Below are 26,805 nucleotides of genomic sequence, written 5' to 3'. Positions count from 1 at the left end.
GTTTATTTCAGATACGGGTGCGGGTGTAGGCGAAAATGGCCAGACTGATGGTGATGATCTGGGCCACGCTGATGCCCATGGTGAAGTTCAGGTCCAGCTTGACGACGGACAGGTCCAGCACCGGGTGGAAACCGATGCTCTGGGAGAAGGCCAGCCAGGAAAGGCCGGGGGTGCCGGCGGCGAGGCTGGCGATCATGGCGCCCAGCAAAATGCCGGAGAGAATGAAAAAGCAGAGAAGCAGTGTGCGTTTCAAAGCAATACCGTCCTTTCGTTGGTCACAGGCGGCCGGTGGAGCCGAAGCCCCCCTCGCCCCGCTGGGTCTCGTCCAGTTTTTCCGCGAAGGTGAAGGCGCAGCGGGCCACAGGCATGACCATCAGCTGAGCCACCCGCTCGCCGGGTTCCAGAGTGCAGGGCTCATCCGAGAGGTTCACCAGCCCCACCTGGATGGCACCGCGATAATCCGAGTCGATGACCCCCACCCCGTTGGAGAGGGTCAGTCCCCGCTTGACGGCCAGGCCGCTGCGGGCGCACACCAGCGCCACATACTCCGGCCCCGGCAGTTGGATGGCCACACCGGTGGGCACCAGCACCCGGCCCATGGGAGGCACGGTGAGAGGCGCGTCCAGCACGGCGAAGAGGTCCGCCGCCGCCGCGCCCGCCGTTGCGTATTCCGGGGTCTTCGCCCCCGGCAGCGTCAGGGTGTATTTCACGTTCATCTCGTTTCGTCCTTTCCGGCCCCGGGGGTCTTGAAATACAGCCCGCGGGTGAATTCCTCCGGCCAGGCCGCGCCCTTTTGCAGGGCGCTCAGCACCCGGGCGGCCTCGGCGGGGCTTTCCAGCGTGAACCAGGCAAGGCCGGCGTCCGCCGGGAGTTTTTGCAGCTTGTCCCCCATATAAAGGGGCACGGGATTGTAAATTTGCCGCACTCCCCCGCCGCAGCGCACCGGGAACTGCCGGCGCTTGCGGTCGGTGAGCAGGCCCTCCTTGTCGCAGTGGGCGCAGTCGGTGACGTTCTGCAGCGGGCAGGCCCGGGTGATCATCAGCGGCAGATGGCCGTACACGATGGCCCAGGTGGGCACGCCGGGGTCGATGGCCTCCATCTCGGCAAAGGGCGTCTCGGGGGAGACGGTGAGGGCGGTCAGGCCCAGGTCCTTCCAGCATAAGGCGGACAAGGGGTTGGCCACGTTGAGGCCGAAGCCGCCGTAGAGTTTCCAGCCTTTGGCCAGCGGCAGATGGCCGATGTTGTGGATCATCGCGCCGGCAAAGCCCGCGTCCTTCGCCTCGGCCAGGGCCTTGGCGGTGGCGGCTTCCATGCCGCCGAACACCACCCGGGGCGCTTCCAGCACCGTTTTGGCCCGCAAGGCTTCCGGCACTTCCCGCCAGCGCAGCAGGGGCAGGACGATGCCCTCAAGGCCCCCGGACAGAGGCTCGGGCAGCTGCTCCGGCCCTTCAAAGCGGGCCCAGAGCTGCTTTGCGCCCAGGGCGTGCCGCCGGGGCGCGGGCAGGCGGGCCGGGGCGCAGCTCCAGGCTTTCGGCGCGCTGCGCAGGGCCAGAAGCTGCTCCAGCACGGCGCGGCGGGCGTCGTTCCAGGCCGAGGCGGGCAGATAGCCCGGCTCGCCCTCAAAGTCCACGCGTTCGGAATAGAAGGGCGTGCCGCCGGTCTTGGCCAGGGCCTTTTCCACGGCGGGGCGCTGGTCCGCCCGGGCAGGCTCCATCGCCCCGGCCACCGGCACTTCGGCCCGGCGGCCCGCCCCGTCGGCGGCGGCCAGGGTGCAGCCGCGTTCGGTCACAGTGACCGTGAAGGCCACCGGCACCCGCTGGGCTTCCCGGCGGTAAAGCTCCCGGATGGCGGGCATGGCCGCCTTGCTGGCGGCGGTGTCCTCGGCGGTGCGAACGCCGAACATGGCGCCGCTGATCTTGCCCTCGATGTAGCCGTTGGTAAAGCCGGAGCGGGAGAACACATCCTGCAGCTGCTGTTTGTCGAACGCCTCCCCCGCAAGGCTCTTGCGGCAGGCGTTGACGGCGGCGGCCACATATTCCGGCCCCCGCAGCCGGCCCTCGATCTTGACGCTGGCCACCCCGGCCTCGGCCAGGGCGGCCAGGCTGCCCACGGCGCACAGGTCTTTCAGCGACAGATGGGCCGCGCCTGAGCCGTCCGCCGCGAAGGGCAGACGGCAGGGCCCGGCGCACTCGCCCCGGTTGCCGCTGCGCCCGCCCAGAAAGGCGCTCATGTAGCACTGGCCGGACACCGACATACACAGCGCGCCGTGGACGAACACCTCGATCTCGATGGGGCTTTCTTTGGTGATGGCGGCGATCTCGGCAAGGCTCAGTTCCCGGGCCAGAATGGCCCGCTCAAAGCCCATTTCCGCCAGCTGCCGTACCCCGGAAAGGGTGTGGACGGTGAGCTGGGTGGAGCCGTGAAGGGCAAGGCCGGGGGCCATCTGCCGGGCCAGGGCGGCGGTGGCCAGGTCCTGTACGATGAGGGCGTCCACCCCCGCCGCGGCGGCGGAGGCGATGGTGCCCGCCAGCAGGCCCAGTTCGCCGGAAAAGGCGGTGGTATTCACCGCGGCGTGGACGCGCACGTCCCGCGCGTGGCAAAAGGCCACCGCCTCTTTCAGCTGCTGTTCGTCAAAATTGCCCGCGGTGCGCCGGGCGCTGAACTGCTTGAGCCCCAGATACACCGCGTTTGCCCCGGCAAAGACGGCGGCCCGCAGGGCCTCGCCGTCCCCCGCCGGGGCCAGCACCTCCACCGAACGGCGAAGGCCGTATTTTTTCGCCAGGCCCGCGGCCTGGATGGGGTCCGGATGCCCGGTCATGCGCGGCTCTCCCGCAGGCGCTGCACTTCCTTCTGCAGACGCTCCACCTCGCGGCGGGCCTGCTCGGCGGCCAGCTTCGCCTTGGCGGCGTCCTCCAGATAGTCCTTGATCTGGCTGCGCATATTGTCTGCGCTGGAGGCGTTCTTCTGCAGCTCGTCCAGGTAGCCCAGGGCCACCACCACGGCGCTGGCCGCCACGCTGGCCGACGGGCTCTGGTTCATCAGCTCGTTCATGTCCTTGTCCAGCCGTTCGGCCAGAGACTGCACATACTCTTCGGAATCGGTGGTGGAGATCACATAATTGGACCCGCACACCGTCAGTTTTACTTTGTTCGCAGGCATGGTTTTCCCTCGCAATCGCATGATTCATATTCTAAGCCGCGCGGCAAAGCGCCGTGGGTTCTCTTTTATACGCTATTATAATATATTTCATGGGCACAGGAAAGCCCATTTTTCGAAATTCCGGCCCATTTTGTTCCCCCGGGGCGCGTTTTCGGTTTCCGGAAACGGATTTTTTCTTGAAACAGCCGCCAAAACTTGCTAAAATAAAGGAGCGTGTGAACCGCTTTTTTTACAGGCCGCACCGCCCTTTCCCGGCGGCCGAGCCTTTTATCCAACTCACAAGACAAGGGGAGATACATTTGGCAAAGTATACGAAACGGGAATTTGAGAAGCTGCTGAAAGACAAGCTGACCAGCGAGTACGGCGTCACGCTGGACGTGGCCAGCAACCAGCAGATCTACCGTGTGCTGGCGCTCATCGCCCGGCACATGATGAGCGACGGCCACAAGAAGTTCATCAGCCGCGCCTACGGCACCGGCGCAAAGCAGGTGTACTACCTGTGCATGGAGTTTCTGATGGGCCGCAGCCTGAAGAACAGCCTGTTCAGTCTGGGTCTGGCCGACGTGGCCGAGGCCGTTCTGGCGGACGCCGACATCAAGCTGGAGAACATCTACGACGAAGAGCCGGACGCGGGCCTGGGCAACGGCGGTCTGGGCCGTCTTGCCGCCTGCTACCTGGACGGCATGGCCACCACCGGCATCGCCGGCACCGGCTACTCCATCCTCTACGAGTACGGCATCTTCAAGCAGAAGATCGTAGACGGCTGGCAGCAGGAGAAGGCCGACAACTGGCTGCCCGGCGGCCAGGTGTGGCTGAAGAGCCACCCCGACCAGAGCATCGAGATCAAGTTTGACGGCGAGGTCGAGGAGAGCTGGCAGGGCAGCTTCCACCATGTGACCCACAAGAACTATTCCAGCGTCATCGCCGTGCCCAGCGACATGTACGTCCAGGGCTACGACGGGCAGGGCGTGGCCAAGCTGCGCCTGTGGCAGGCCAAAGCCCCCGACTTCGACATGAAGAGCTTCAACGCCGGCGAATACGGTAGCGCCATCACCAAGAACGCTTCGGCGGAGCTCATCAGCAAGATCCTCTACCCCAACGACAACCACATGGAGGGCAAGATCCTGCGTCTGCGCCAGCAGTACTTCCTGTCCGCCGCTTCCATCGGCGACATCTGCCAGAACCATCTGGCCCAGTTCGGCAGCCTGGACACCCTGCCCGAGAAGGCGGCCATCCAGCTGAACGACACCCATCCCACCCTGGCCATCCCCGAACTGATGCGCATCCTGCTGGACGAGTGCGGCTACGGCTGGGACAAAGCCTTCGACATCTGCCGGCGCACCTTCGCCTACACCAACCACACCGTGATGAGCGAGGCGCTGGAAAAGTGGAACATCGACATCTTCCGCACCACCCTGCCCCGCATCTACTCCATCGTGCAGGAGCTGGACCGCCGCTGCCGCGCCGACTTTGAGCGCGCCTTCCCCGGCGACCAGGGCAAGATCGACTACATGGCCATCCTGGGCGACGGCCAGGTGCGCATGGCCAACATCTGCTGCTATGTGTGCCACTCCATCAACGGCGTGTCCAAGCTGCACAGCGAGATCATCAAGGACAGCGTCTTCCACGACTACTACCTCTACAAGCCCCAGGCCTTCAAGAACGTCACCAACGGCATCGCCTACCGCCGCTGGCTGCTGGCGGGCAACCCGGCGCTGACCAAGTTGTTGAGCGACGTCATCGGCCCCGGCTTCAAGCATGATGCCTCCCAGCTGAGCCGCCTGGCTGCCTTCAAGGACGACAAGAAGGTGCTGGACGCGCTGGACGCCGTGAAGAAGGCCAACAAGGCGGAGTTTGCCGCCCATCTGAAAAAGACCACCGGCCAGGTCATCGACCCGGGCTCCATCTTCGACTGCCAGGTCAAGCGGATGCACGAGTACAAGCGCCAGCATCTGAACGCGCTGAACATCGCCGCCCAGTACCTGTATCTGAAGGCGAACCCCAACGCCGACGTGACCCCCAAGACCTACATCTTCGGCGCCAAGGCGGCCCCCGGCTACTACATGGCCAAACAGATGATCCGCCTGATCTGCAAGCTGGGCGAATACATCGACGCCGACCCCGCCGTGCGGGACATCCTGAAGGTGGTCTATCTTGAGGACTACAACGTCACCACCAGCGAGCGGCTGATGCCCGCCAGCGAGGTGAGCGAGCAGATCAGCCTTGCGGGCACCGAGGCCTCCGGCACCGGCAACATGAAGTTCATGCTGAACGGCGCCATCACCCTGGGCACCCTGGACGGCGCCAACGTGGAGATCGCCGACGCCGCCGGCATGGACAACGAGGTCATCTTCGGCATGCGCACCGAGGAAGTGAACGCCCTGAAGGCCATGGGCTACCATCCCAGCATGTTCGCCAACCGGGACGAGGTCACCCTGGAAGTGCTGAACTTCCTGGAGAAGGGCTGGAACGGCGAGGACTTCCACGAGATCGTGAACAACCTGCGCAATGTGGACACCTACATGGTGCTGGCGGACTTCGCCGACTACCGCCGCGCCCATACCGACCTTGCGAAGCTCTACGCCGACCGCACCCGCTGGAACCAGATGAGCCTGGCCAACATCGCCGGAAGCGGCGTGTTCAGCGCCGACCGTTCGGTCACCGATTACGCCAATAACATCTGGGGCGCACACCCTGTGAAATGATCTTTCTGCCCCCGGCGAGACCCGTCCGGGGGCATTTTTAAAACTTTCGGCAGATTCTCTTGCCAGAGGAGCGATCCCGTTGGACCATTTATTCAACAGTCTTGACAGCGCCTACAAGACCCCCCGCGGCGCGCTGCGGGCGGGCGAGCCTTTGCGGCTGGCGCTGACCATTCCCGAGCACTACGGCTTTGTGGAGCCGCGGCTGGTGCTCACCAAGGACGGCGGCAGCCCGGTGGAATACCGCATGGAGTTTGAGGGCTGTGTGGAGGGCGTGAACCGTTTCCACCTGACGCTGACGCTGGACGAGGCGGGCCTGTACTTCTACTACTTCGACCTCTATTCCGATTTCCGCAAGCTCTACCGGGGCGAGCTGGGCGAGGCGGTGCTCAGCTGGACGGCGGGCGCCTGCTGGCAGCTCACCGTCTACGAGGCGGACTTCGCCACCCCGAAGGCCCTGCGGGGCGGGGTGATGTATCAGATTTTCCCCGACCGCTTTTTCGAGGGCCACCCCCACACGGTGATGCCCTTTGCCGACCGGGTGTACCGGGCCAACAAGCAGGGCGAGCCCTACTTCTGGCCCAACGAGCAGGGCGGCCAGCTGAACCTGGACTACTTCGGCGGCGACTTTGAGGGCATCCGCCAAAAGCTTGGCTATCTGCAGGAGCTGGGCGTCACCTGGATCTACCTGAACCCCATCTTTGAGGCTCACGCCAACCACCGCTACAACACCGCCGACTATCTGAACGCCGACCCCCTGCTGGGCACCAACGAAGAGTTCACCGTGCTCTGCCGGGAGGCGAAAGAGAAAGGCATCCGCATCATTCTGGACGGCGTGTTCAGCCACACCGGCTCGGACAGCCTCTACTTCAACCGGGAGGGCCGCTACGGCCAGGGCGGGGCCTACCATGACCCGAACAGCCCCTACCGCAGCTGGTACGACTTCGACCGGAAATACCCCTGCGGCTACCGCAGCTGGTGGGGCTTTGAGACCCTGCCCGAAGTGAACGAGAACGACCCGGCCTACCGCAATTTCATCTGCGGCAAGGGCGGCGTCATCGACACCTGGCTGTCCCGCGGGGCCAGCGGTTTCCGGCTGGACGTGGCGGACGAACTGCCCGACGATTTCATCGAGGAAATTCGCAAGGCGGTGAAGGCCCACGGGCCGGACTGCTACCTGCTGGGCGAGGTGTGGGAGGACGCCACCACCAAGGAGGCCTACGGCGTGCGCCGCACCTATCTGTTGGGCAAAGGGCTGGACGGGGTGATGAACTATCCCTTCCGAAACGCCATCCTGGGCTTTCTGCGGGGCGACAGCACCCTTTCCTGCGCCGAGCAGCTCACCTCCATCTGCGAGCACTACCCCGCCCCGGCGCTGCACGCGCTGATGAACCACCTGAGCACCCACGACACCGAGCGTGTGCTCACCGCGCTGGAGGACGAACCGGCCCTCGGGCGGGACCGCTACTGGCAGAGCGGCCGGCGGCTGCCCAAGGCCAGGTACGATCACGGCATCCGGCTGGTGCGGCTGGCCTACGCCATGCTCTTCACCCTGCCGGGCGTGCCCTGCATCTATTACGGCGACGAGGTAGGCATGCAGGGCTACCGGGACCCCTTCAACCGGGCCTACTACGACTGGGGCTCCACCGAGAACCGTCTCAAGCCCCTGCTGCGCCAGCTGGCGCAGCTGCGCAAGGAGTGCGACGCCTTCTGGGAGGGAGAGTTCCGGGTGACGCGGGCGGACGGCGGCCTGTTGCAGTACCGCCGCACCGGCCCCACCGAGACCGCCGAGATCATCATCAACCGCACCCCGCGGCTGATGGCCACCCGGGCCCTTGGTAAAGTGACGGAGGTGGACCCCTTCGGCTTCACCGTGGTGGTGGAGGACACCGCGGCGGTGGCCGAGGCCGAGGCGCTCTGATTTTCAAAAACAGCAAAAGGCGGCCCGCCGGGAGTCCCGGCGGGCCGCTTTCTGTGTTTGTTTTATTCCTCGCCTCTGCCCCGGCGGGCCAGCACCTTGACGCTGCTGGCATACTCCGAGGGGGTCATGCCTGTGACCTTTTTGAAGTGGCGGGAGAAGTAGTGGATGGAGTTGTAGCCCAGCAGGGCGGCGATCTCGGTGAAGTTGTGGCTGCCCTGGCGGATCATCTCCTTGGCCTTCTGGATCTTCAGATTGCCGAAGTACTCCATGGCGCCGCCGCCGGTCTTTTCCCGGAAGACCTTCTGCAGGTAGCTGCGGCCCACCAGGTTGTCGCGGCAGATGTCGCTCAAGGTCAGCCGGCGCTGGATGTTGGCCTCCAGATACTGCTGCACCCGGGCCAAAAACTCGTTCTGGCTGCGCTCACGGATGAGGCTGGTGGGGCGGCTGACGGGGTTCTCGTCGCCCCGGCGCACCAGGCCCAGCAGCATATACTCCAGCGACACGCCGATGATCTGCTCGCAGCCGAAGGGCGCGTCCTCCCGCCGGGTCAGATGGGAGGTGAGGGGGTCGTCCAGCGGGGTGGAAAAGGCCGCGCCGGCCATCTCCACGATGCGCGCCAGCAGCACCCGCTCGTTGTCGCTCACGTTCACCACCCGGTGGCGGAAAAAGTCCATGGCAGGCCCGTCGCAGGCAAAGGAGATGATGACGATGTTGGGCGCACCGGTGCCGGTGGCCCGCACGTTGTGGAACTCGCCCGGCTCGTGGAAGATCATCTGGCCCTTTTTCAGCAGCTTCTCCTGGTCGCCGGCGGTGACGTACACCTCGCCCTTGTCGGCGTAGACCAGCTCCCAGAAGTCGTGGCTCTCGCCCACAAAGGCGTAGTCCGGCCCATACTCAAAATAGTGCACCGAATAGATGCGGTCGATGGCCAGGGGTCGCTCCAGTTCCAGCGGCGTGTATCCCATGCCCTGCCTCCTTATTGCCCTTTGGGGCGAAAATTGCGGATTCTGCCATTAGTATACCGCATTCGGGCCGATTGTGCAAACTTTTTCTGAAAAAATATACCTCTGCCCGGGGCTGTTCAACCGGCGCGGGCCGTGTTATACTGGGAATCAGCAACATATTGTGAGGAGATTTTATGCTGCATACACTGCAAAACCGGTTCTACACCGACTGGGACTTCTACCGGCGGGTGCTGGCCATCACCCTGCCCATCGCCATCCAGAATGTCATCAACCTGGGCGTGAACATGATGGACATCATCATGCTGGGCCAGCTGGGCGACACGGCCATCGCCGCAGCAAACCTGGGCGGCCAGCTGTTCATCATCCTGAACGTCACCGGCTTCGGCCTGGCCAGCGGCGCGGCGGTGCTCATCGCCCAGTACTGGGGCAAGCGGGATATGCTGCGCATCCGGCAGATCTTCGCCCTCAGCCTGCGCTTTGCGCTGGGCGTGTCGGCGCTGTTCACGGTGCTGGGGCGGCTGTTCCCGGTGGAGATCATGCACATCTTCGCCACCGACGCCGACGTCATCCGGGAGGGTGCGGCCTATCTGGAATGGCTTTCGGTAAGCTTCATCTTCTACAGCTTCTCCAACTGCTACATCATGTGCCTGCGGGCGGTGGAGCAGGTAAAGGTGAGCATCGCGGTCTATTCCAGCAGCTTCTTCGTCAACGTGTTCTTCAACTACTGCTTCATCTTCGGCAAGCTGGGCGCGCCGGAGATGGGCGTGCGGGGCGCGGCCCTGGGCACCATCATGGCCCGCCTGTTCGAGTGCGCCGCGGTGCTGGTGTATATGTACCGCATCGAGCGCACGGTGCGCTTCACCCCGGGGTGCCTGCTGCGCCTGCGCAGCGGGCTGTTCGCCGACTATGTGCGCAACAGCGTGCCGGTGGTGAGCAACGAGCTGTTGTGGGCGCTGGGCGTGGCGGTGATGAACCTGACCATTGGCCACATGGGCCCCAGCTTCACCAGCGCGGTGAGCATTGTGAACGTCATCAACAACCTGGTGAGCGTGTTCATCTTCGGCACGGCCAACGCCACCGCCGTGGTGGTGGGCAAGACCATCGGTGAGGGTCGCCTGGAGGACGCACGCCGGGCCGCCAACAGCACGGTGGCGGTGAGCGTTGTGCTCAGCCTCATCGCCACGGCACTGCTGCTGGTGGGCCAGCGGCCGGTGATGAGCCTTTACAACGTGAGCCAGCTGGCCCACGACACAGCCCTCACCCTGATGACCATTCTGGCGGCCATGCAGCCCTTCCAGGCGGTGGGCACCGTGATGGTGGTGGGCGTGCTGCGGGGCGGCGGCGATGTGCGCACCAACCTCATTCTGGACAGCGGCCTGCTCTGGGTGCTGGCTATCCCCCTGGGCCTGCTGGGCGGTTTTGTGTTCCACTGGTCCGCGCCGGTGGTGTTCTTCTGCCTGCGGTGCGACAACATCGTCAAGAGCGTGCTGGGCTTCATCCGCCTGTGCAGCGGACGCTGGGTGCGGGTGGTCACCCGGCCCGACGCCGCCCCCGAGGCGTGACCGTTTCGTATTTTGCCGGCCCTTTGGCCGGAAGCATAAAGGAGTGTTGGGTATGAAAAAAGGAAACGTCGCCTGGATCGGCGTGGGCGTGATGGGTGCTTCCCAGGCCGGGCATCTGGTCAAGGACGGCTGGGCTGTGAAAGCCTACGGCCATCACTATGAAAAGGTAGCCGCCAAGGCCCCCGACTTCGGCTTCACCCCCTGCCGCACCATCGCCGAGGCGGTGGCGGACGCGGACTTCGTGTTCGTGATGGTGGGCTACCCCGCCGACGTGGAAGAGGTCTTCTGCACCGAGGGCGGCATTCTGGCCTCGGCCCGGCCCGGCACTGTGGTGGTGGACATGACCACCTCCAGCCCCACCCTGGCCCAGAAGCTCTACGCCCTGGGCAAAGAGAAGGGCATTCCCGTGCTGGACGCCCCGGTCTCCGGCGGCGACAAGGGCGCGCGGGAGGCGACCCTGTCCATCATGGTGGGCGGCGACGAGGAAGCCTTCAACAAGGCCCTGCCCCTGTTCAACGTCATGGGCAAGAGCGTTCTGCTGATGGGCCCCGCGGGCTTCGGCCAGCACACCAAGGCGGCCAACCAGATCGCGGTGGCCGGCGCCACCGCCGCCTACACCGAGGCCATCCACTACGCCGAGAAGGCCGGCCTTGACCCCAAGAAGATGCTGGCGGCCATCGGCGGCGGCGCGGCGGGCAGCTGGCAGATCGCCAACATGGCTCCCCGTGCCCTCTCCGGCGACTTCGCCCCCGGCTTCTTTGTGAAGCACTTCATCAAGGACATGAAGATCATCTGCGACGAGGCCGCCGCCCGGGGCGAGAGCCTGCCCATGGTGGAGAGCGTTCTGAAGGTGTACGAAGAATTTTCCGCCGCCGGCGGCGAGAACGAGGGCACCCAGGCGCTCATCAATTTCTACAGAAAGAACAAATAATTTTATTCTATACGTTTTGAATTTAAATGATAAAAAAAGCCCCGGACCTTGCGGTCCGGGGCTTTTGCTTGTGCTGTTTGCAGGCCGCTTATTTGACCTCCGGCAGGCTGGCGGCCGCGGAGCTCTGGCCCACGCGGCGGGTCATCTCGTCGGGGGCTTCGGGCCGGAAGGCCACGTCGGGGTATTCCTCGTCCATCACCCGGGCCGCCTCGGCCAGGATAATGTCGCCGCCCTTGCCGCTCATCACGCGGCCCATCATCTGCACATGATGGATGTCGTAGAACTGGGCGTAGAGGCCCATGGTGTGGCCCAGATACACGCCGATGCTGCGGTAGACCGCGGCGGCACGGTCGTCGTCCGCCGCCATCAGTTCCTGCACCACCTTCAGGCGCTTTGCGGGGGGCTCGCTCTCGTCCAGCTCGATGCCCGCGCGGGGAGCCAGCTTGTTCACGCCGTCCTGGCTGAAGTACTTCACGCCGCAGCCGATGTCGCCGCTCCACTCGTCCTCCATGGCGTCGGGCTGGCCGTCCACGGGGGCGAACGCCAGCTCGTTCAGCCAGCCGCAGATGTTGCCCTCGCCGTCCACATAGCCCACGGCCTCGCTGGTGCCCATGGCGATGCCCATGATGCCGTTCTCGCCCAGGCCCATGGCGCCCGCCAGCGCGGACACGTCGCCGTCGTTGGCCACCACCACCGGGATCTCATAGCCCAGCATACGGGAGAGATCCTCGGCCACGCGGGTGTAGATGTTCTTGACCTTCTTTTCAAAGTCGGCCTTGCCCACCTTGATGAACAGGCTGGCCACCATGCACTTGTTGTCGATGTAGACGCCGGCGGAAGAAACGCCGATGCCGTCCACCTTGCGGCCCTTTTCCATGATCTTGGCGGCAGCGGTGGCGCAGGCGGCCAGGATGCCCAGATAGTGGTAGTCGGGGTTCGGGTTCACCTTGGGATACCAGACCACCTCTTCGCTGTAGATGGTCTCGCCGTCGATGACGGCGCTCACCTTGCGGTCGGAGCCGCCGGCGTCAAAGCCGATGCGGGCGCCGTTGGTGTGGCGGCCCACGCTCTCCGACTTCTGGAACGGCGCGGGACGGCTCTCGTAGGGCAGGCTGACCACCTGGAACTCCCGCTCGTAGACGTTCTCCATGAAGTCCTTGTCGAAAGCGCGGGTGCCGGTGGCGGTGTAGGCCTTCTGGATCTGGCGGGCCAGGGCGTCGTCGCCGCAGATGTACACCTTGAAGCCGCCCCAGCTCCAGAGCAGGAACTTCACCATTCTATCAACATAGTATGCATCCGCCTCGGCCATCTCGGGGGTGCCGCAGACCTTGCACTCCCAGGTGCCGATCTGCCCGCCGCTGCGCTCCACCGCGATGCACAGGGGCTTGGTGGCGGCCATCTGGTGATACTTGAAAAAGAGGCCCAGAGGAACAAAGCCCTGGTCCAGCTCGGGCAGGTTCTTCACCGGGATCTCAACGTTCAGAAACTTCATTTGCGCGTTCCTTCCTTTCAGAATTTTGGCCCCGCGCTTGCCGGGGCGGCGTTCTTTGGCTTCATTGTAGCACGCCTGCCTCGGCTTTGTCTTGTGTGGGTCAGCCGTCGTGTTTGCACTTTCTGCTTCGGCCCGATGCAAAGTGTGCAGATTTGCCAAATCTCTTTGCCCAAATTGCACAAAGGCGCGAGGCGGCAAAAGCCGCCCCGCGCCGGGGTTTTGAGATGGATGCTTTTTTACAGAACTTTGGAAAGAAACTCCTGCAGGCGGGGGTTCTTGGGGTTCGAGAAGAACTCCTCGGGAGGCTCATCCTCCTGCACCATGCCCTCGTTGATGAACACCACCCGGTTGGCCACCTCGCGGGCAAAGCCCATCTCGTGGGTGACCACCACCATGGTCATGCCGCTGGCCGCCAGCTCTTTCATCAGCTGCAGCACCTCGCCCACCATCTCGGGGTCCAGGGCGCTGGTGGGCTCGTCGAAGAGCAGCACGTCCGGATCCATGGCCAGCGCCCGCACGATGGCGATGCGCTGTTTCTGGCCGCCGGAAAGGGTGTTGGGATAGGCGTTCGCCTTGTCCGCCAGGCCGATGCGCTCCAGCAGCTGCACGGCCTGTTCGTCCGCTTCCGCCTGGGTCTTGAGCTTCTGCATCACCGGTGCGAGGGTGATGTTCTGCTTCACCGTCAGATGGGGGAACAGGTTGAAGTGCTGGAACACCATGCCCATGCGGCGGCGCACGGCGTTGATGTCGGTCTTGGGGCTGTTCACCAGCTGGCCGTCGAACCAGATCTCACCGCCGTCAGGCTCTTCCAGCTGGTTGAGGCAGCGCAGGAAGGTGGACTTGCCGCAGCCCGAAGGCCCCACCAGCACCATTTTGTCGCCTTTGTTGATGGTGATGTTCAGCCCGTCCAGCACAGTCACCTTGCCGAATTTTTTGTTCAGGCCCTTAACTTCGATCACTCTGCGCCAGCCTCCTTTCCACAGTTCTGCCCAGCTTCTCCAGCAGCATGACAACGATCAGATAGATGGCCGCCACCGCCAGCAGCGGCGGGAAGGCGTCGTAGGTCTGGCTGCGGATCTGGTCGCCGCCGCGGGTCAGATCGCCCAGGGCGATGTAGCCCGCCACAGCGGTCTCCTTGACCAGGGCGATGAACTCGTTGATCAGGGTGGGCAGGATGATCTTCACCGCCTGGGGCATGATGATGCGCAGCATCACCTGGCCGTAGGAGAGGCCCAGGCTGCGCCCGGCCTCCATCTGGCCGGGGTCAACGCTCATGATACCGCTGCGGAAGATCTCGGCCACATAGGCGCCGGAGTTGATGCCGAAGGCGATGATGGCCACCATCAGCTTCTGATCCGATTTGGCCGAGGCAAACACCACGAACCACATGATGAGCAGCTGCACCACCACAGGAGTGCCGCGGATGACCGTGAGATAGACCTTGCAGATAACGTTCAGCAGCTTGAGGCCCAGGCCCGGCCGGCCCGCCTTGTCGTGGGTGACGCGCACCACCGACACCAGCGCGCCCAGCACGATGCCGATGACCAGGGCGCCTATGGTGATGATGATGGTGTTCTGGAGGCCGTCGGTGAGATACTTCCAGCGGTCCTCTGCAATGAAATTCAAATAAATGTGTTTCTGCCAGAACTCGCTGGCCGTGATGGACTGCAACAGGCCCATGGGCGTCCTTCCTCTCCGTATAAGAACAGGGGCCAGGAAAGCCGGCCCCTGTTCTGCCGCACACTTGTGCGTTTAATTATACACTAAAACCCCTCTGATTGCCAGACCTTATTTCAGCACCAGAACAGACTGGATGCCGGTGCAGTAGCTGTCGGTGAAGTCCACGTTCACCAGGCGGTCCTCGGTGACGGTCATGCCGGCGGCGCCGAAGTCGGCCTTGCCGCTGGTGATGGCGGGAATGATGGAGTCAAACGCCATGTCCTCGATCACCAGTTCGTAGCCCAGGTAGTCGCAGATGGCCTTGGCGAACTCGGCGTCGATGCCAACGATCTCATCGCCCTCGTAGTACTCGTAGGGGGGGAAGTAGGCTTCGGTGGCCATGGTCAGGGTGCCGTTGGGATACTCGGTGCCTTCCGGAGTCACATAGCCCTCGGCGCCCTCCACGCCGTTGATGTACTTGTCCAGGATGGCGTCCAGAGTGCCGTTCTCCTTGATGGCGGCAATGGCCTCGTTGATCTGCTCGGTCATCTCGCTGCCCTTGTTCAGCGCGATGGCGTAGTCCTCAACGGCGAAGTCCTCGTCCAGCATGGTGATGTCGGGGTTCTGCTCCACAAACTTCTTGCCGGGCTCGTTGTCGATGATGACCGCGTCCACCTTGCCCTGCTTCAGAGCCAGCACCGCGTCGTTGAACTTGTTGAACTGCTCAACGGTGGCGTCGGGGATGTCCTGGGCGTAGATGTCGCCGGTGGTGCCCAGCTGCACGCCGATGCTCTTGCCGTTCAGGTCATCCACGCTGAAGATGTACTGCTTGCTCTCGGTGCTGGCGGAAGCCGCAGAAGAACCGGAAGCGGCGGTGCTGCCGGAGGCAGGCTCGCTGGCGGGGGTGGTGCTGCCGCAGGCGGCGAGGCTCAGGGCCAGAACGCCGGCCAGAGCGGCCGAAATCAGTTTTTTCATGTGTATACGCTCCTCTGTGCGCCCCCGCTGCGGGGGTGTTTTTTGTGGTAAGGCTCCGTCCTGTGTGGAACCTTGGCATTAGTATAGCTGCATATTTATGCTATGTCAATGAATTTTTATGTAATTCCCTTCTTTTTGTCGTTTTAAACAAAACCCGGCCTTTTATGGAGATTTCTCTCGTTCCCATTGCCCACTATCTCCCTCGTTTTGCCCGCAGCAGACCAAAAGAGGGGGCAAAGGGGGCTCCAAAGTTGTTCTCCCGGTGAATGCATATGCATAAAAATGCATATTTTGCCATTTTGTCGCCGCCGGCCGTGCCGCCGCCTTGACTTTTGCGGGCGCGAATGCTATAGTTGTGCGCGTTAGAAGATACTAATTCCTATATATAAAGGGGTGCTGGCAATGACGCTGGACAAGCTGCCGCTGGGAAAGGCGGCGACCATTGAATCGGTGGGAGGCGAAGGGGCGCTGCGCCGCCACTTTCTGAACATGGGCCTGACCCCGGGCACCCGGGTGACTCTGCGCAAGACCGCTCCCATGGGAGACCCCATCGAGCTGGAGCTGCGGGGCTACGAGCTGACCCTGCGGCTGGAGGACGCGAAGAACATCGCCATCGGCGAGCCGGGCGAACCGGGCGAAGCGCCCGCCGTGACCAAAACGGCCATCCCGCCCATTCCTCACCCGGGCCACGGCGAGAAAAAGCGCACGGCCCTTGCGGCGGACACGCCGCTGGTGTTCGCGCTGGCGGGCAACCAGAACTGCGGCAAGACCACCCTGTTCAACCAGCTCACCGGCTCCAACCAGCACGTGGGCAACTTCCCCGGCGTGACGGTGGACCGCAAGGACGGCCAGATCCGCAAGCATCCCCAGGCCACGGTGGTGGACCTGCCGGGCATCTATTCCCTCTCGCCCTACACCAGCGAGGAGATCGTGACCCGGGATTTTCTGGTGAACAACAAGCCGGACGGCATCATCAACATCGTGGACGCCACCAACATCGAGCGCAACCTCTACCTGACCTTGCAGCTCATCGAGCTGGGCATTCCCATGGTGCTGGCGCTGAACATGATGGACGAGATGCGGGCCAACGGCAACACGGTGCATGTGAACCATCTGGAGCAGGCCCTGGGCATCCCGGTGATCCCCATCTCGGCGGCCAAGAACGAGGGCATCGACGAGCTGATCGAGCACGCCATGCAGGTGGCGCTGAACCGGGAAAAGCCCCAGCGGCTGGACTTCTGCAGCGGCGCGGTGCACCGGTGCATCCACGCCATCTGCCACCTCATCGAGGACCACGCCCAGCGGGCGGGGGTACCGGTGCGGTTCGCCGCCACCAAGCTGGTGGAGGGCGACGCGCCCATGCTGGAGCGGATGGACCTCTCGGACAATGAGAAGGACCTGATGGAACACGCCATCACCGAGATGGAGGGCGAGATGGGCACCGACCGGGAGGCGGCGCTGGCGGATATGCGCTACTGCTTCATCGGCCAGGTGTGCGCCGAGTCGGTGGTGCGCCGGGGCGAGAGCAAGGAGCACTCCCGCAGCGTGAAGATCGACAGCATCCTCACCCACCGGGTGCTGGCCATTCCCATCTTCCTGGCCATCATGGGGCTGGTGTTCTGGCTCACCTTCGGGCTCATCGGCCAGACCCTGAGCGACCTGCTGAGCCTGGGCCTTGACCAGCTCACCGCCCTGGCGGACGCGGGCCTCACCGCCTACGGCATCAACCCGGTGGTGCACAGCCTGGTCATCGACGGCATCTTTGCCGGTGTGGGCAGCGTGCTCACCTTCCTGCCCATCATCGTCACCCTGTTCTTCTTCCTCTCCATTCTGGAGGACTCGGGCTATATGGCCCGGGTGGCCTTCGTGATGGATAAGCTCTTGCGCAAGATCGGCCTGTCCGGCCGCAGCTTCGTGCCGCTGCTCATCGGCTTCGGCTGCAGCGTGCCCGCCATCATGGCCACCCGCACCCTCTCCAGCGACCGGGACCGGCGGATGACCATTCTGCTGACCCCCTTCATGAGCTGCTCGGCCAAACTGCCCATCTACGCCATGTTCACCGCCGCCTTCTTCACCCGGTATCGGGCGCTGGTGATGATCGGGCTGTATGTGATGGGCATGGTCATCGGCGTGCTCTACGGCCTGCTGCTGAAAGGGGTGCTGTTCAAGGGCCAGCCGGTGCCTTTTGTGATGGAGCTGCCCAACTACCGCCTGCCCAGCGCGGGCAGCGTGGCCCGGCTGATGTGGGAAAAGGCCAAGGACTTCCTTGTGCGGGCCTTCACCGTCATCTTTGTGGCCAGCCTGCTCATCTGGTTTTTGCAGACCTTCGACAGCCGCCTCAACGTGGTCACCGACTCCGCCAACAGCCTGCTGGCCGCTCTGGGCGATCTGCTGGCGCCCCTGTTCGCCCCGCTGGGCTTCGGGGACTGGCGGGTGTCCACCGCCCTCATCACCGGCTTTTCCGCCAAGGAGGCGGTGGTCAGCACCCTGGCGGTGCTCACCGGCTCCAGCCTGACCACCCTGCCGGCGGCGCTGAGCGCCATGTTCACCCCCTTCACCGCCTTCGTGTTCCTCACCTTCACCCTGCTCTACACCCCTTGCGTGGCGGCCATCGCCGCCGTCAAGCGGGAGATGGGCGGCGCGAAAGCCGCTGCCCTGGTGGCTCTCAGCCAGTGCGCCATCGCCTGGGTGGTGGCCTTTGCGGTGCGCTGCATCGGTCTGGCGCTGGGTTTTAACTGACTTTATCAAAGGAGACTTGTTTTATGGGTCTTGGAGACATCCTCATCCTCGCGGCGGTGGCTGCGGCTCTGGTGGGGGCGCTGGCCTTCATCTTCAAAAACGGAGGTTTCGCGGGGGGCTGCGGCGGCGACTGCGCCCACTGCGCCTCCCGGTGCAGCCACGCCGACGACCAGAAACAGTGACCTGCGGCCCGGAGCCCTGCGCTCCGGGCTTTTTTTGCGGCAACTTGTCCTCCATTCAAAGACATTTGTATTTTATGTGCGCCCACCCCGCAAAACTGCCCGTTTTTTTGTGAATCTTTGCGCTGGCGTACCCTTTGCTTTTGTACTATACTAAAGTTACTGCATCCTTTGCGGCGCAGGAACTTTTCTTTGGAGGGAAACGAAATGGCAAGAGTGTACAATTTCAGCGCAGGCCCGTCCATGATGTTTGAGCAGGTGCTCAAGACCGCCCAGTCAGAGCTGATGGAATACGGCTCCAGCGGGCAGTCCGTGATGGAGATGAGTCATCGCAGCAGTACCTTCGACGCCATTATCAAGGACACCGAGGCCCGGCTGCGCCGGGTGCTGTCCATCCCGGACAACTATAAAGTGGGCTTCATCCAGGGCGGCGCCTCCACCCAGTTCGACATGGTGCCCCTGAACCTGATGACCACCGGCCAGGCGGACTATCTGGTCACCGGCAACTTCTCGAACCGTGCCGCCAAGGAGGCGGCCAAGTTCGGCAAGGTGAACATCGTGGCCAACACCAAGGACATCAATTACACCGCCATCCCTGATGTGGACGCCATCGAATACACCCCCGGCGCAAGCTACGTTCACATCTGCGAGAACAACACCATCTTCGGCACCCGGTTCACAAAGCTGCCCCAGGTGGAGGGCGTACCGCTGGTGGCGGACATGAGCAGCTGCATTTTGAGCCGCCCCACCGACGTGAGCAAATACGGCCTCATCTACTTCGGCGTGCAGAAGAACGTGGCCCCGGCGGGCATGGCCATCGCCATCGTGCGGGAGGACCTGCTGGGCAAGGCGGCGGAGAACGTGCCCAGCATGCTGAACTACCAGACCCTCATCGAGGCGGACAGCATGTACAACACGCCTCCCTGCTGGTGCATCTACATGACCGGCCTCACCCTCAAGTACATCGAGGAGGAGATCGGCGGGCTGGCGGAGATGGAAAAGCGCAACAACGCCAAGGCGAAGGTGCTTTACGATTATCTCGACAGCCAGGAGTTCTTCAAGAATCCGGTGAACAAGCCGGACCGCAGTATCATGAACGTCACCTTCACCAGCCCCGACGCGGACACCGACAAACTCTTCTGCGCCAAGGCCGCCGAGGCGGGCTTTGTGAACCTGAAGGGCCACCGTCTGGTGGGCGGCATGCGGGCTTCCATCTACAACGCCATGCCCGCCGAGGGCGTGGCCAAACTGGTGCAGTTCATGGAGGATTTTGTAAAACAGTACGGCTGAAAAAGGAGTGCAGCGCCTTATGTATACCATCAAAACTCTGAATAACATCGCCCCCGCGGGGCTGGCGAAGCTGGGCCCCGCCCAGTTCAAAGTGGACAACGAGGCCGACGCGCCTCAGGGCATTCTGGTGCGCAGCGCCAAGATGCACGAGATGGAGCTGCCCGAGAGCCTGCTGGCCATCGGCCGTGCGGGCGCGGGCGTGAACAACATCCCGGTGGAAAAATGCAGCGAGGCGGGCGTGGTGGTGTTCAACACCCCCGGCGCCAACGCCGGCGGCGTTGCGGAGCTGACCATCGGCGGCCTGGTGCTGGCCAGCCGCAACCTGCTGCCCGCCATGGAGTGGGCTCAGGGTCTTGCCGGCGAGGGCGACGCGGTGCCCGCCCTTGTGGAAAAGGGCAAGAGCCAGTTCGTTGGCCCGGAGCTGGCGGGCAAAAAGCTGGGCGTGGTGGGCCTTGGCGCCATCGGCGTGAAGGTGGCCAACGCGGCGGTGCATCTGGGCATGGAGGTCTACGGCTATGACCCCTACATCTCGGTGCAGGCGGCCTGGAACCTGAGCCGGGGCGTGCGCCACAGCGTGAGCCTCACCGAGCTGGTGGCCCAGTGCGACTACATCACCCTGCATCTGCCGGCCAACGCCCAGACCAAGGGCTTCATGAACGCCGGTGTGTTCCGGGCCTGCAAACCGGGGCTGCGGCTGTTGAACTTCGCCCGGGGCGAGCTTGTGAACAACGCCGACCTGCTGGCGGCGCTGGCCGAGGGCCAGCTGGCCGCCTACGTCACCGACTTCCCCGCCGCCGAGCTGCTGGGGGTGCCGGGCATCACCTGCATCCCCCATCTGGGCGCCTCCACCCCCGAGAGCGAGGAGAACTGCGCCGTGATGGCCGCGGCCCAGCTGGCGGACTACCTGCTGAACGGCAACATCGTGAACAGCGTGAACATGCCGGAAGTGGTGCAGCCCCGGGCCGCGGGCAAGCGGGTGTGCGTCATCCACAAAAACGAGCCGGGCCTCATCAGCGCCATCACCGCCGTCATCACCGAGGGCAAGCTGAACATCGAAAACATGGTGAACAAGAGCAAAAAAGAGATGGCCTACACCATGCTGGACGTCACCGGCGGGCTGGACGCCGCCCTGGCCGATCAGCTGGCCGCCATCCCCTCGGTCATCCGGGTGCGGGTGCTGTAAGATAACTTCTTCCTCTCCATAGTGCAAGAGTGCAAGCAAAAGCGCCCCCGGGCCTTGCGGTCCGGGGGCGCGCTGTCTTTCTCTTATTCCAGGCCCAAAAACTCCTTCATGGCGGGCAGGGCAGCCTCGGCGGCGGCGCGGCCCCGGCGGTAGAGGGCGTCCAGCTTTTCCACACTGCGCTCGGCACGGCTCACCGTCACCGGGCCGTCGGGGCGGATGACGAAGATCTCCCCCGCTTCTTCCAGCCGGTCGATCTCGTCCATCCGCTGGTTGTAGCGCTCGGGGCCGGTGAGGCAGGCCTCCAGAAGCTCCGGGTGGGCGCCGTAGCGCCGGCGGTAGAGCCGCCGCACCACCCGGTGCTGGCCGCTTTTGCGAAAGCCCGCCTGCCGCGTGAGCACCAGCACCGCCTTGCCCGAAGCGAAGGGCAGCTCGGCGGGCAGAGGCACGGGATTGGCCACGCCGCCGTCCAGGCAGACCTCCCGCCCCACCTTGACCATGCGGCCCATCAGGGGCAGGCTGGCGGAGGCGCGCACCGCGTCCATGAAATCGATGCCGGGCTGATTCTTCTCAAAATACACCGGCCCGCCGGTGCGGCAGTCGGTGGCCACCGCCCACAGCTTCTGGGGCGAGGAATAGAGGGTGTCGAAGTCCAGGGGGTTGAGGGTCTCGCTCACCTCGCCCAGCAGGAAATCGAAGTTGAAATAGCTGAAATCCTTGATGAGATGGCTCGCGCCCATGTACCGGGGGTCGTTCACATAGTCCAGATTCACCGCCCGGCTGCGTCCCGGCTGGTGGGCCACATAGTTCACGCCGTTGAGCGCCCCGGCGCTGACCCCCGCCACCTGGGGAAAATACAGGTCGTTTTCCATGAACACGTCCAGCACGCCCGAGGTGAACAGGCCCCGCATGGCGCCCCCTTCCAGAATGAGGGTGGTGTTCTGTTCCATTTCCTTCACGCTCCTTTTGGTCGCTTTCTGTCCCTGTTCCTATTATACTCCCCCGGCGCCGCCGCGTCACAAAACAATTTGTAAAGTTTTTGAGACGAAAAAAGGGCCGCGCTTTAAGCGCGGCCCGGAAGGGGCGGCTCAGGCCGGGATGTCGGTGCCGAAGCGGAAGAACACGGTGGTGTCCGCCGCGACGCTTTCATCGTTCAAAAGGTCCATGGCGTAATACTCGCTCTCGTCGATCTCCTCACTGTAAGAGGCGGGGTCATAGCTCAGCGGGTCAACAGCGCAGTAGACCAGGCCGTCGTAGGCCTCGGGCACCTCGAACACCCAGTTTTGGTTGCACCGGCGGTACACTTCTCCACTGTCCAGCGGCAGCACCATCCACTGAATGTTCTTGCTGTAGGAGATGTCGTAGGAAGTGCCGTCCACCTCCACTGTGGCGGAATAATCGTACGCCGCATCACCGGCGGTGCTGCGGGTGGGCAGCGCGCGGCCGGTGTACAGGTCGTAAATGCCGCTGTTGTAGGCCACGTCCTCGTCCAGCCCGCCCTCCTCGTTGTAGGCAAAGTCGGAACAGGTCACCGTCACATACAGCGCGACCTTTTTGTAGCCCTCTTTCTCCGCGTCGCCCACCACCACGCGGGCGCTGACCTGGGCCGGCACTGTGCGCTGGATGGTGCTGTCCTCCATGTCGTAGGCTACCGCGTGCACCTCAAGATCCGAAGGCTCGTCCAGCACAGGGATGCCGTTGGCGTCAAAATAGCTCTCCCCCGTCGGGGCGGGCACGCTTACGGGCGCGCTTTCCGGCTGGGAAACGGACGCCGGCTGAGACGCGCTTTCCGGCTGGGACACGCTGGCCGGCTGAGACACGGACTGGGACGCGGACGCGGGCTCGCCGCAGCCCGCGAGGGAAAGGGCCATCGCCGCAGCGAGGGCCAGTGCCATAGCTTGTTTCATCTTTAAAAATCCTCCTCACTTTGCGCCGGGGCGAGGCGTCCCGGTGGGTTCTACCATCGCCGTTATACCACCGGACGGCGAAAAATGCAAGGTGCAAAAGAAAAAGGCCGCGCATTCAGCGCGGCCCAGCACAAACGGCTGCCCGTTCAGCGGTAATAACGGCCGATGGCCTTGTCCAGGTCCAGTACGGCCTGCTGGGCGCCCCGGCCCACCTTCTTCGCCATCTTCTTCACCTTGCGGCTGTTCTTGGCGGCGGCCATGCCCGCCGCGGTCATGGCGGCGGTGGCGGCCAGCCCGCCGGCCACCATCATGGTGGTGCGGGTGGTGTTCTTGTTCATCCCTTGTGCCCCTCCTTTGTTTGTCTGCGCGGCCCGGGCGCTGCCCGGGTCCTGCTGTTAGTATTTCCCGCAAAATGTTCCGCCATACGTCTTTTTTTGACCCCCTGTTTGTGCTAAAATAAAGTTCAATGATTCTAATAGAACGGTGCGGATGACCCGCGCCGGGAGGAGTGACCCTTTTGCGTTTTCAAGCGCCTAAAACGGTTTTGTGCATCCACGATCTGTCCGGCCTGGGGCGGTGCAGCCTGTCGGTGATCGCGCCGGTGCTGGCCGCCATGGGCTGTCAGCCCGTGGCGCTGCCCACGGCCATTTTTTCCACCCACACCGGCGGTCTGGGCCAGCCGGCGGTGCAGCTGTGCCACGGCTACGGCGAAGCCGCGCTGGAGCACTACCGCTCGCTGGGTGTGGAGTTCGACTGCGTCTACACCGGGTACTTAGCCAGCGAAGAGGACCAGCATCTGGCCGCCAAGGCCTTTTACCTGTGGCCGGACGCCCTCAAGATCGTTGACCCGGTGATGGCCGACCACGGCCGTTTTTACGCCGGCATGGAGGACAAGCTGCCCGGCATGCAGGCGCTGTGCCGCTCGGCAGATCTGATCCTGCCCAACCTCACCGAGGCCTGCCTGCTGCTGGGCCGCCCGATGCCCGACGGCGAGCTGAACGACGAGCAGGCCCTCTCGCTGGCGCAGGAGCTCACCGCCCTGTGCCCCCAGGCGGTGGTGACCGGCGTGCCCATGGGGCGGCATCTGGTCTGCACCGGGGCGGGGCGCAACAGCTTTGTGGTGCGTCGGCTGAAGCTGGAGCGCAGCTACCCCGGCACCGGCGATTTATTCGCCGCGGTGCTCACCGGCGCGCTGCTGCGGGGCAACGCCCTGTCCGCCGCCACCGACGCCGCCGCGGGCTTTGTGGCCGATTCCATCGCCGCCACCGACCCGGAGGCTCCCACCGCCCTGGGCGTGTGGTTCGAGCCGCTGCTGGGCCGGCTGACCGTGCGGGAGGGCTAACGCCATGCCCACCGTGAACATCGTGCTGGTAGAGCCGCAGATCCCCGAGAACACCGGCAACATCGCCCGCACCTGCGCCGTAACCGGCGCGCGGCTGCATCTGGTGAAGCCGCTGGGCTTTGAGGTGACCGACCGCCACCTGAAGCGGGCCGGGCTTGACTACTGGCACCTGCTTGATATAACATATTATGAGGGGCTCGAGGACTTTTTTGCCCACAACGAAGGCCCCTTCTACTATTTCACCAGCAAGGGCCCCCGCCGTCACACCGACGTGGCCTATCCCGACGGTGCCTATCTGGTCTTTGGCCGGGAGGACGCCGGGCTGCCGGAAGAACTGCTGCATCAAAACCAGCCCTTCTGCGTGCGGCTGCCCATGCGCCGCGGCGTGCGCTGCCTGAATCTGTCCAATTCGGTGGCGGTGGGCGTGTATGAGGTGCTGCGTCAATGGGACTTCGCAGACCTTGAATCCCGGGGCCAGCTGCGTGATTATCAATGGGAGTGAGAGAGGAACTATGCGAAAGATCGCCGTTTTGACCGATTCCGCCTGCGACATCCCCCCCGAACTGGAAAAGCAGTATGGCATTGATATCCTGCCCTTCGTCATCACGCTGGACGGCGTGAGCTATGTGGAGCGCCGGGACTTCGGGTTCGACGAATTCTATCAGATGCTGCGCTCTGCCCAGGGCGTGCCCAGCACCGCCCAGGTCACCGCCATCCAGTTCTGTGAGCAGTACTGCAAATATGTGGACGAGGGCTACACCGACGTGGTGCATGTGACCATCAACTCCACCGGCAGCGGCACCCACGACGCGGCCATTCTGGCGCAGGACATGCTGCGGGAGGAGCGCCCCGACCACAAACTGAACATCCACCTCATCGACAGCCACACCTATTCCTACGTGTACGGCGCGCCGGTGGTGCAGGCGGCCAGCCGCCTGCGCAACGGGGCCGAGGTGGGCTATGTGTGCGCCGAGCTGGAGGCCGCCTTTGCCCGGCAGGAGATCGTGCTCTCCGCCTTCAGTCTCAAGCAGATGAAGAAGAGCGGCCGCATCAGCGCGGCGGCGGCCTTTGCCGGCGAGCTGCTGGGTTTGCGGCCCATCATCAGCCTCATCGACGGGGTGACCAAGGTGGAGGACAAGGTGCGCGGTGACGCGGCCGTGCCCGCCGCCATGATCAAACAGGTGCGCAAACGGATGGACTATCCCGACGGGGACGTCCACTACATGCTGGGCTGCACCGACATCCCCAATGTGAAGGAGCTGGAAAAGCTCTGCCGCAAGGAGTTCGGCCGCGGGCCGGACGCGGTGTTCAAGCTGGGCGCGGCCGTGGCCAGCAACACCGGCCCGGACGCCATGGCCATCGTTTATCAGGGCGTGCCCCGGCGCTGAGCCGCCCGTTTTTACCTGTCTTTTCCGCCCGCGTGGGCCGTCTGTCGCATCATCAGGACGCACGGCTCCCCGCGGGCGGTTTTTTTATCACTGACCGACGGAGGTCTTTTTTATGAATCTTGAACACATTCTCTGGCTGTTCCTCTGCTTTTCCCTGCTGGGCTGGGTGATGGAGACCACCCTGGCCGCCATCCGCACCCGCCGCTATGTGGACCGCAGCGTGCTGTTCGGCCCCTGGTGCATCATCTACGGCATTTCCGGCACCCTCATCACGGTGGGCCTTGCGGAACTGCGCTCCGGCCTGCTGTTCCTCTTCCTGGGCAGCGCCGTGCTGGCCACGGTGGTGGAATGGCTGGCAGGCCATCTGCTGGAAAACGTCAGCCACACCCGCTGGTGGGACTACTCGAACCGCCGCTTCAACCTGGATGGCTACATCTGCCTGAGCGCCTCGGTGCTCTGGGGCCTGCTGGGCACGGTGATGGTGAAGTGGGGCAACCCGCTGCTCACCTGGCTCTATGACCTCATCCCTGCCCCCGCCCGTCAGATCGTTCTGTGGACGCTGATCGCTCTGGTGGCGGTGGACGGCCTGGCCAGCGTGCTGACGCTGGCAGGCGTGGTGCACAAGCTGCCCGCGCTGGAGAACACCAGCCGCCGGCTGGACGCCGTCAGCGCCCGGATGGGCGGCTGGATCCTCAGCCGCACTGAGCGGCGTATCCAGAAAGCCTACCCCGAGGCCAGCTTCGTGCACAAAAAGCGGGAAAAGGCCACCGTGTTCGCCGCCGGGTGCAGTTTTTCCAAGCTGTTTCTGCTCTTCTTCATCGGCGCGTTTTTGGGCGACATCGTGGAGACCATCTTCTGCCGCGTCACCGGCGGCGTTTGGATGAGCCGCAGCAGCGTGGTGTGGGGGCCGTTCAGCCTGGTCTGGGGCCTGGCGCTGGCGCTGGCCACCCTGCTGCTCTACCGCTACAAGGACAAGCCTGCCAGCTTTCTCTTCGTGGCGGGCACCGTGCTGGGCGGCGCCTATGAATATCTGTGCAGTGTGTTCACCGAACTGGTGTTCGGCACCGTCTTCTGGGACTACAGCAAGATCCCCTTCAACCTGGGCGGGCGCATCAACCTGCTCTACTGCTTCTTCTGGGGCTTTGCCGCCGTGGCCTGGTTCCGGCTGGTCTACCCCCACTTCTCCCGCTGGATCGAAGCCATCCCCATCACCCCGGGCCGCATCCTCACCGCGGTGCTGGTGGTGTTCATGGCGGCCAACATAAGCGTGAGCGCCCTGGCCATGGGCCGCTACAGCCAGCGGGCCGAGGGTGTGCCCGCCACCGCTTCCTGGCAGGTTTGGATGGACGAGCACTACCCAGACGAAACGATGAAACGCATCTATCCCAACGCCATCCGCACCGAGTAAACAATA

At 63.9% G+C, this 26,805-nt stretch carries 24 protein-coding genes; 12 read left to right on the top strand and 12 right to left on the bottom strand.

Going from position 1 to position 26,805, the window contains the following annotated elements; genetic code table 11:
* Positions 1-7: 7 nt before the first annotated feature.
* The 4 genes from ACMNAY_RS10745 to ACMNAY_RS10730 are packed head-to-tail and all read right to left on the bottom strand — an operon-like array spanning position 8 to position 3,159.
* On the bottom strand, positions 8-253 hold the full coding sequence (locus ACMNAY_RS10745; RefSeq protein WP_394963547.1) for a DUF4321 domain-containing protein: 246 nt from the start codon (positions 251-253) through the stop codon (positions 8-10).
* 22 nt (positions 254-275) lie between these two features.
* Positions 276-716: a dUTP diphosphatase gene (gene dut, locus ACMNAY_RS10740; protein WP_418719378.1), complete on the bottom strand. Its 441-nt coding sequence runs from the start codon at positions 714-716 to the stop codon at positions 276-278.
* A complete protein-coding gene (locus ACMNAY_RS10735; protein ID WP_418719377.1) occupies positions 713-2,818 on the bottom strand; it encodes a DUF3656 domain-containing U32 family peptidase in 2,106 nt (701 codons plus the stop codon). Before ACMNAY_RS10735 ends, dut begins: the two co-directional genes overlap by 4 nt.
* A complete protein-coding gene (locus ACMNAY_RS10730; RefSeq protein ID WP_177521881.1) occupies positions 2,815-3,159 on the bottom strand; it encodes a cell division protein ZapA in 345 nt (114 codons plus the stop codon). Before ACMNAY_RS10730 ends, ACMNAY_RS10735 begins: the two co-directional genes overlap by 4 nt.
* A gap of 299 nt (positions 3,160-3,458) precedes the next feature.
* On the opposite strand from ACMNAY_RS10730, the gene ACMNAY_RS10725 reads away from it, so the two are divergent.
* Both ACMNAY_RS10725 and ACMNAY_RS10720 read left to right on the top strand, forming a co-directional pair.
* Positions 3,459-5,864: a glycogen/starch/alpha-glucan phosphorylase gene (locus tag ACMNAY_RS10725; protein ID WP_418719376.1), complete on the top strand. Its 2,406-nt coding sequence runs from the start codon at positions 3,459-3,461 to the stop codon at positions 5,862-5,864.
* 79 nt (positions 5,865-5,943) lie between these two features.
* Positions 5,944-7,782, top strand: coding sequence for a glycoside hydrolase family 13 protein (locus tag ACMNAY_RS10720; RefSeq protein ID WP_394976829.1), 1,839 nt, complete (start codon positions 5,944-5,946; stop codon positions 7,780-7,782).
* 62 nt (positions 7,783-7,844) lie between these two features.
* Here the strand turns inward: ACMNAY_RS10720 and ACMNAY_RS10715 are convergent, their stop codons facing one another.
* Positions 7,845-8,747 carry an AraC family transcriptional regulator gene (locus ACMNAY_RS10715; protein WP_394966853.1) on the bottom strand — a complete coding sequence of 301 codons (903 nt, stop codon included), beginning with the start codon at positions 8,745-8,747 and terminating at the stop codon, positions 7,845-7,847.
* 173 nt (positions 8,748-8,920) lie between these two features.
* Here ACMNAY_RS10715 and ACMNAY_RS10710 point away from each other — a divergent pair, with 173 nt between their 5' ends.
* Both ACMNAY_RS10710 and ACMNAY_RS10705 read left to right on the top strand, forming a co-directional pair.
* Positions 8,921-10,309, top strand: a complete 1,389-nt coding sequence (locus ACMNAY_RS10710) for an MATE family efflux transporter (protein WP_418719375.1) — start codon at positions 8,921-8,923, stop codon at positions 10,307-10,309.
* 52 nt (positions 10,310-10,361) lie between these two features.
* Complete coding sequence (locus tag ACMNAY_RS10705) at positions 10,362-11,240, top strand: NAD(P)-dependent oxidoreductase (RefSeq protein ID WP_418719374.1); 879 nt, start codon at positions 10,362-10,364, stop codon at positions 11,238-11,240.
* An 88-nt stretch (positions 11,241-11,328) separates the two neighbouring features.
* Here ACMNAY_RS10705 and ACMNAY_RS10700 read toward each other — a convergent pair whose 3' ends face one another.
* From ACMNAY_RS10700 to ACMNAY_RS10685, 4 genes are all read right to left on the bottom strand, one after another.
* Positions 11,329-12,732, bottom strand: coding sequence for an ROK family protein (locus ACMNAY_RS10700; RefSeq protein ID WP_394976835.1), 1,404 nt, complete (start codon positions 12,730-12,732; stop codon positions 11,329-11,331).
* Positions 12,733-12,968: 236 nt separating this feature from the next.
* Positions 12,969-13,691: an amino acid ABC transporter ATP-binding protein gene (locus ACMNAY_RS10695; RefSeq protein WP_394976837.1), complete on the bottom strand. Its 723-nt coding sequence runs from the start codon at positions 13,689-13,691 to the stop codon at positions 12,969-12,971.
* Positions 13,678-14,412 carry an amino acid ABC transporter permease gene (locus ACMNAY_RS10690; protein WP_418719373.1) on the bottom strand — a complete coding sequence of 245 codons (735 nt, stop codon included), beginning with the start codon at positions 14,410-14,412 and terminating at the stop codon, positions 13,678-13,680. The genes ACMNAY_RS10695 and ACMNAY_RS10690 overlap by 14 nt, the downstream gene beginning before the upstream one ends.
* Before the next feature lie 108 nt (positions 14,413-14,520).
* On the bottom strand, positions 14,521-15,366 hold the full coding sequence (locus ACMNAY_RS10685; RefSeq protein WP_418719372.1) for a transporter substrate-binding domain-containing protein: 846 nt from the start codon (positions 15,364-15,366) through the stop codon (positions 14,521-14,523).
* 402 nt (positions 15,367-15,768) lie between these two features.
* On the opposite strand from ACMNAY_RS10685, the gene feoB reads away from it, so the two are divergent.
* From feoB to ACMNAY_RS10665, 4 genes are all read left to right on the top strand, one after another.
* The gene (feoB, locus tag ACMNAY_RS10680; RefSeq protein ID WP_418719371.1) at positions 15,769-18,105 is read left to right on the top strand and encodes a ferrous iron transport protein B; all 2,337 of its coding nucleotides are present in this window, start codon (positions 15,769-15,771) and stop codon (positions 18,103-18,105) included.
* A gap of 23 nt (positions 18,106-18,128) precedes the next feature.
* Positions 18,129-18,287 carry a FeoB-associated Cys-rich membrane protein gene (locus tag ACMNAY_RS10675; protein ID WP_394976845.1) on the top strand — a complete coding sequence of 53 codons (159 nt, stop codon included), beginning with the start codon at positions 18,129-18,131 and terminating at the stop codon, positions 18,285-18,287.
* 204 nt (positions 18,288-18,491) lie between these two features.
* Complete coding sequence (gene serC, locus ACMNAY_RS10670) at positions 18,492-19,574, top strand: 3-phosphoserine/phosphohydroxythreonine transaminase (protein ID WP_418719370.1); 1,083 nt, start codon at positions 18,492-18,494, stop codon at positions 19,572-19,574.
* 19 nt (positions 19,575-19,593) lie between these two features.
* Entirely contained in the window at positions 19,594-20,757 is a 1,164-nt protein-coding gene (locus ACMNAY_RS10665; protein ID WP_394966872.1) for a 3-phosphoglycerate dehydrogenase family protein, read from the top strand.
* 83 nt (positions 20,758-20,840) lie between these two features.
* Here the strand turns inward: ACMNAY_RS10665 and ACMNAY_RS10660 are convergent, their stop codons facing one another.
* From ACMNAY_RS10660 to ACMNAY_RS10650, 3 genes are all read right to left on the bottom strand, one after another.
* The gene (locus tag ACMNAY_RS10660; RefSeq protein ID WP_418719369.1) at positions 20,841-21,704 is read right to left on the bottom strand and encodes a patatin-like phospholipase family protein; all 864 of its coding nucleotides are present in this window, start codon (positions 21,702-21,704) and stop codon (positions 20,841-20,843) included.
* Between the two features lie 138 nt (positions 21,705-21,842).
* Positions 21,843-22,661, bottom strand: coding sequence for a hypothetical protein (locus ACMNAY_RS10655; protein ID WP_394976852.1), 819 nt, complete (start codon positions 22,659-22,661; stop codon positions 21,843-21,845).
* Positions 22,662-22,807: 146 nt separating this feature from the next.
* Positions 22,808-22,999 carry a hypothetical protein gene (locus ACMNAY_RS10650; RefSeq protein ID WP_394966878.1) on the bottom strand — a complete coding sequence of 64 codons (192 nt, stop codon included), beginning with the start codon at positions 22,997-22,999 and terminating at the stop codon, positions 22,808-22,810.
* Between the two features lie 179 nt (positions 23,000-23,178).
* On the opposite strand from ACMNAY_RS10650, the gene ACMNAY_RS10645 reads away from it, so the two are divergent.
* The 4 genes from ACMNAY_RS10645 (at position 23,179) to ACMNAY_RS10630 (ending at position 26,799) form a co-directional block, all read left to right on the top strand.
* Positions 23,179-24,003 (top strand): bifunctional hydroxymethylpyrimidine kinase/phosphomethylpyrimidine kinase, encoded by an 825-nt coding sequence (locus ACMNAY_RS10645; RefSeq protein ID WP_418719368.1) that lies wholly within the window; start codon positions 23,179-23,181, stop codon positions 24,001-24,003.
* A gap of 4 nt (positions 24,004-24,007) precedes the next feature.
* On the top strand, positions 24,008-24,505 hold the full coding sequence (locus ACMNAY_RS10640) for a tRNA (cytidine(34)-2'-O)-methyltransferase (RefSeq protein ID WP_418719367.1): 498 nt from the start codon (positions 24,008-24,010) through the stop codon (positions 24,503-24,505).
* 10 nt (positions 24,506-24,515) lie between these two features.
* Entirely contained in the window at positions 24,516-25,391 is an 876-nt protein-coding gene (locus ACMNAY_RS10635; RefSeq protein ID WP_418719366.1) for a DegV family protein, read from the top strand.
* Positions 25,392-25,503: 112 nt separating this feature from the next.
* Entirely contained in the window at positions 25,504-26,799 is a 1,296-nt protein-coding gene (locus ACMNAY_RS10630; protein WP_418719365.1) for a putative ABC transporter permease, read from the top strand.
* Positions 26,800-26,805 lie beyond the last annotated feature (6 nt).

Origin of the sequence: Candidatus Allofournierella merdipullorum, from assembly GCF_048426865.1 — a bacterium.
GTDB classification, from domain to species: domain Bacteria; phylum Bacillota; class Clostridia; order Oscillospirales; family Ruminococcaceae; genus Allofournierella_A; species Allofournierella_A merdipullorum.
This window is presented reverse-complemented; position numbering and strand designations above follow the sequence as displayed.

Bases quoted from the DNA above. Each gene is read 5' to 3' on its own strand.
- dut (WP_418719378.1), bottom strand. From the start codon at position 716: ATGAACGTGAAATACACCCTGACGCTGCCGGGGGCGAAGACCCCGGAA.
- ACMNAY_RS10735 (WP_418719377.1), bottom strand. From the start codon at position 2,818: ATGACCGGGCATCCGGACCCCATCCAGGCCGCGGGCCTGGCGAAAAAA.
- ACMNAY_RS10730 (WP_177521881.1), bottom strand. From the start codon at position 3,159: ATGCCTGCGAACAAAGTAAAACTGACGGTGTGCGGGTCCAATTATGTG.
- ACMNAY_RS10715 (WP_394966853.1), bottom strand. From the start codon at position 8,747: ATGGGATACACGCCGCTGGAACTGGAGCGACCCCTGGCCATCGACCGC.
- ACMNAY_RS10710 (WP_418719375.1), top strand. From the start codon at position 8,921: ATGCTGCATACACTGCAAAACCGGTTCTACACCGACTGGGACTTCTAC.
- ACMNAY_RS10705 (WP_418719374.1), top strand. From the start codon at position 10,362: ATGAAAAAAGGAAACGTCGCCTGGATCGGCGTGGGCGTGATGGGTGCT.
- ACMNAY_RS10700 (WP_394976835.1), bottom strand. From the start codon at position 12,732: ATGAAGTTTCTGAACGTTGAGATCCCGGTGAAGAACCTGCCCGAGCTG.
- ACMNAY_RS10690 (WP_418719373.1), bottom strand. From the start codon at position 14,412: ATGGGCCTGTTGCAGTCCATCACGGCCAGCGAGTTCTGGCAGAAACAC.
- ACMNAY_RS10685 (WP_418719372.1), bottom strand. From the start codon at position 15,366: ATGAAAAAACTGATTTCGGCCGCTCTGGCCGGCGTTCTGGCCCTGAGC.
- feoB (WP_418719371.1), top strand. From the start codon at position 15,769: ATGACGCTGGACAAGCTGCCGCTGGGAAAGGCGGCGACCATTGAATCG.
- ACMNAY_RS10675 (WP_394976845.1), top strand. From the start codon at position 18,129: ATGGGTCTTGGAGACATCCTCATCCTCGCGGCGGTGGCTGCGGCTCTG.
- serC (WP_418719370.1), top strand. From the start codon at position 18,492: ATGGCAAGAGTGTACAATTTCAGCGCAGGCCCGTCCATGATGTTTGAG.
- ACMNAY_RS10665 (WP_394966872.1), top strand. From the start codon at position 19,594: ATGTATACCATCAAAACTCTGAATAACATCGCCCCCGCGGGGCTGGCG.
- ACMNAY_RS10660 (WP_418719369.1), bottom strand. From the start codon at position 21,704: ATGGAACAGAACACCACCCTCATTCTGGAAGGGGGCGCCATGCGGGGC.
- ACMNAY_RS10655 (WP_394976852.1), bottom strand. From the start codon at position 22,661: ATGAAACAAGCTATGGCACTGGCCCTCGCTGCGGCGATGGCCCTTTCC.
- ACMNAY_RS10650 (WP_394966878.1), bottom strand. From the start codon at position 22,999: ATGAACAAGAACACCACCCGCACCACCATGATGGTGGCCGGCGGGCTG.
- ACMNAY_RS10640 (WP_418719367.1), top strand. From the start codon at position 24,008: ATGCCCACCGTGAACATCGTGCTGGTAGAGCCGCAGATCCCCGAGAAC.
- ACMNAY_RS10635 (WP_418719366.1), top strand. From the start codon at position 24,516: ATGCGAAAGATCGCCGTTTTGACCGATTCCGCCTGCGACATCCCCCCC.
- ACMNAY_RS10630 (WP_418719365.1), top strand. From the start codon at position 25,504: ATGAATCTTGAACACATTCTCTGGCTGTTCCTCTGCTTTTCCCTGCTG.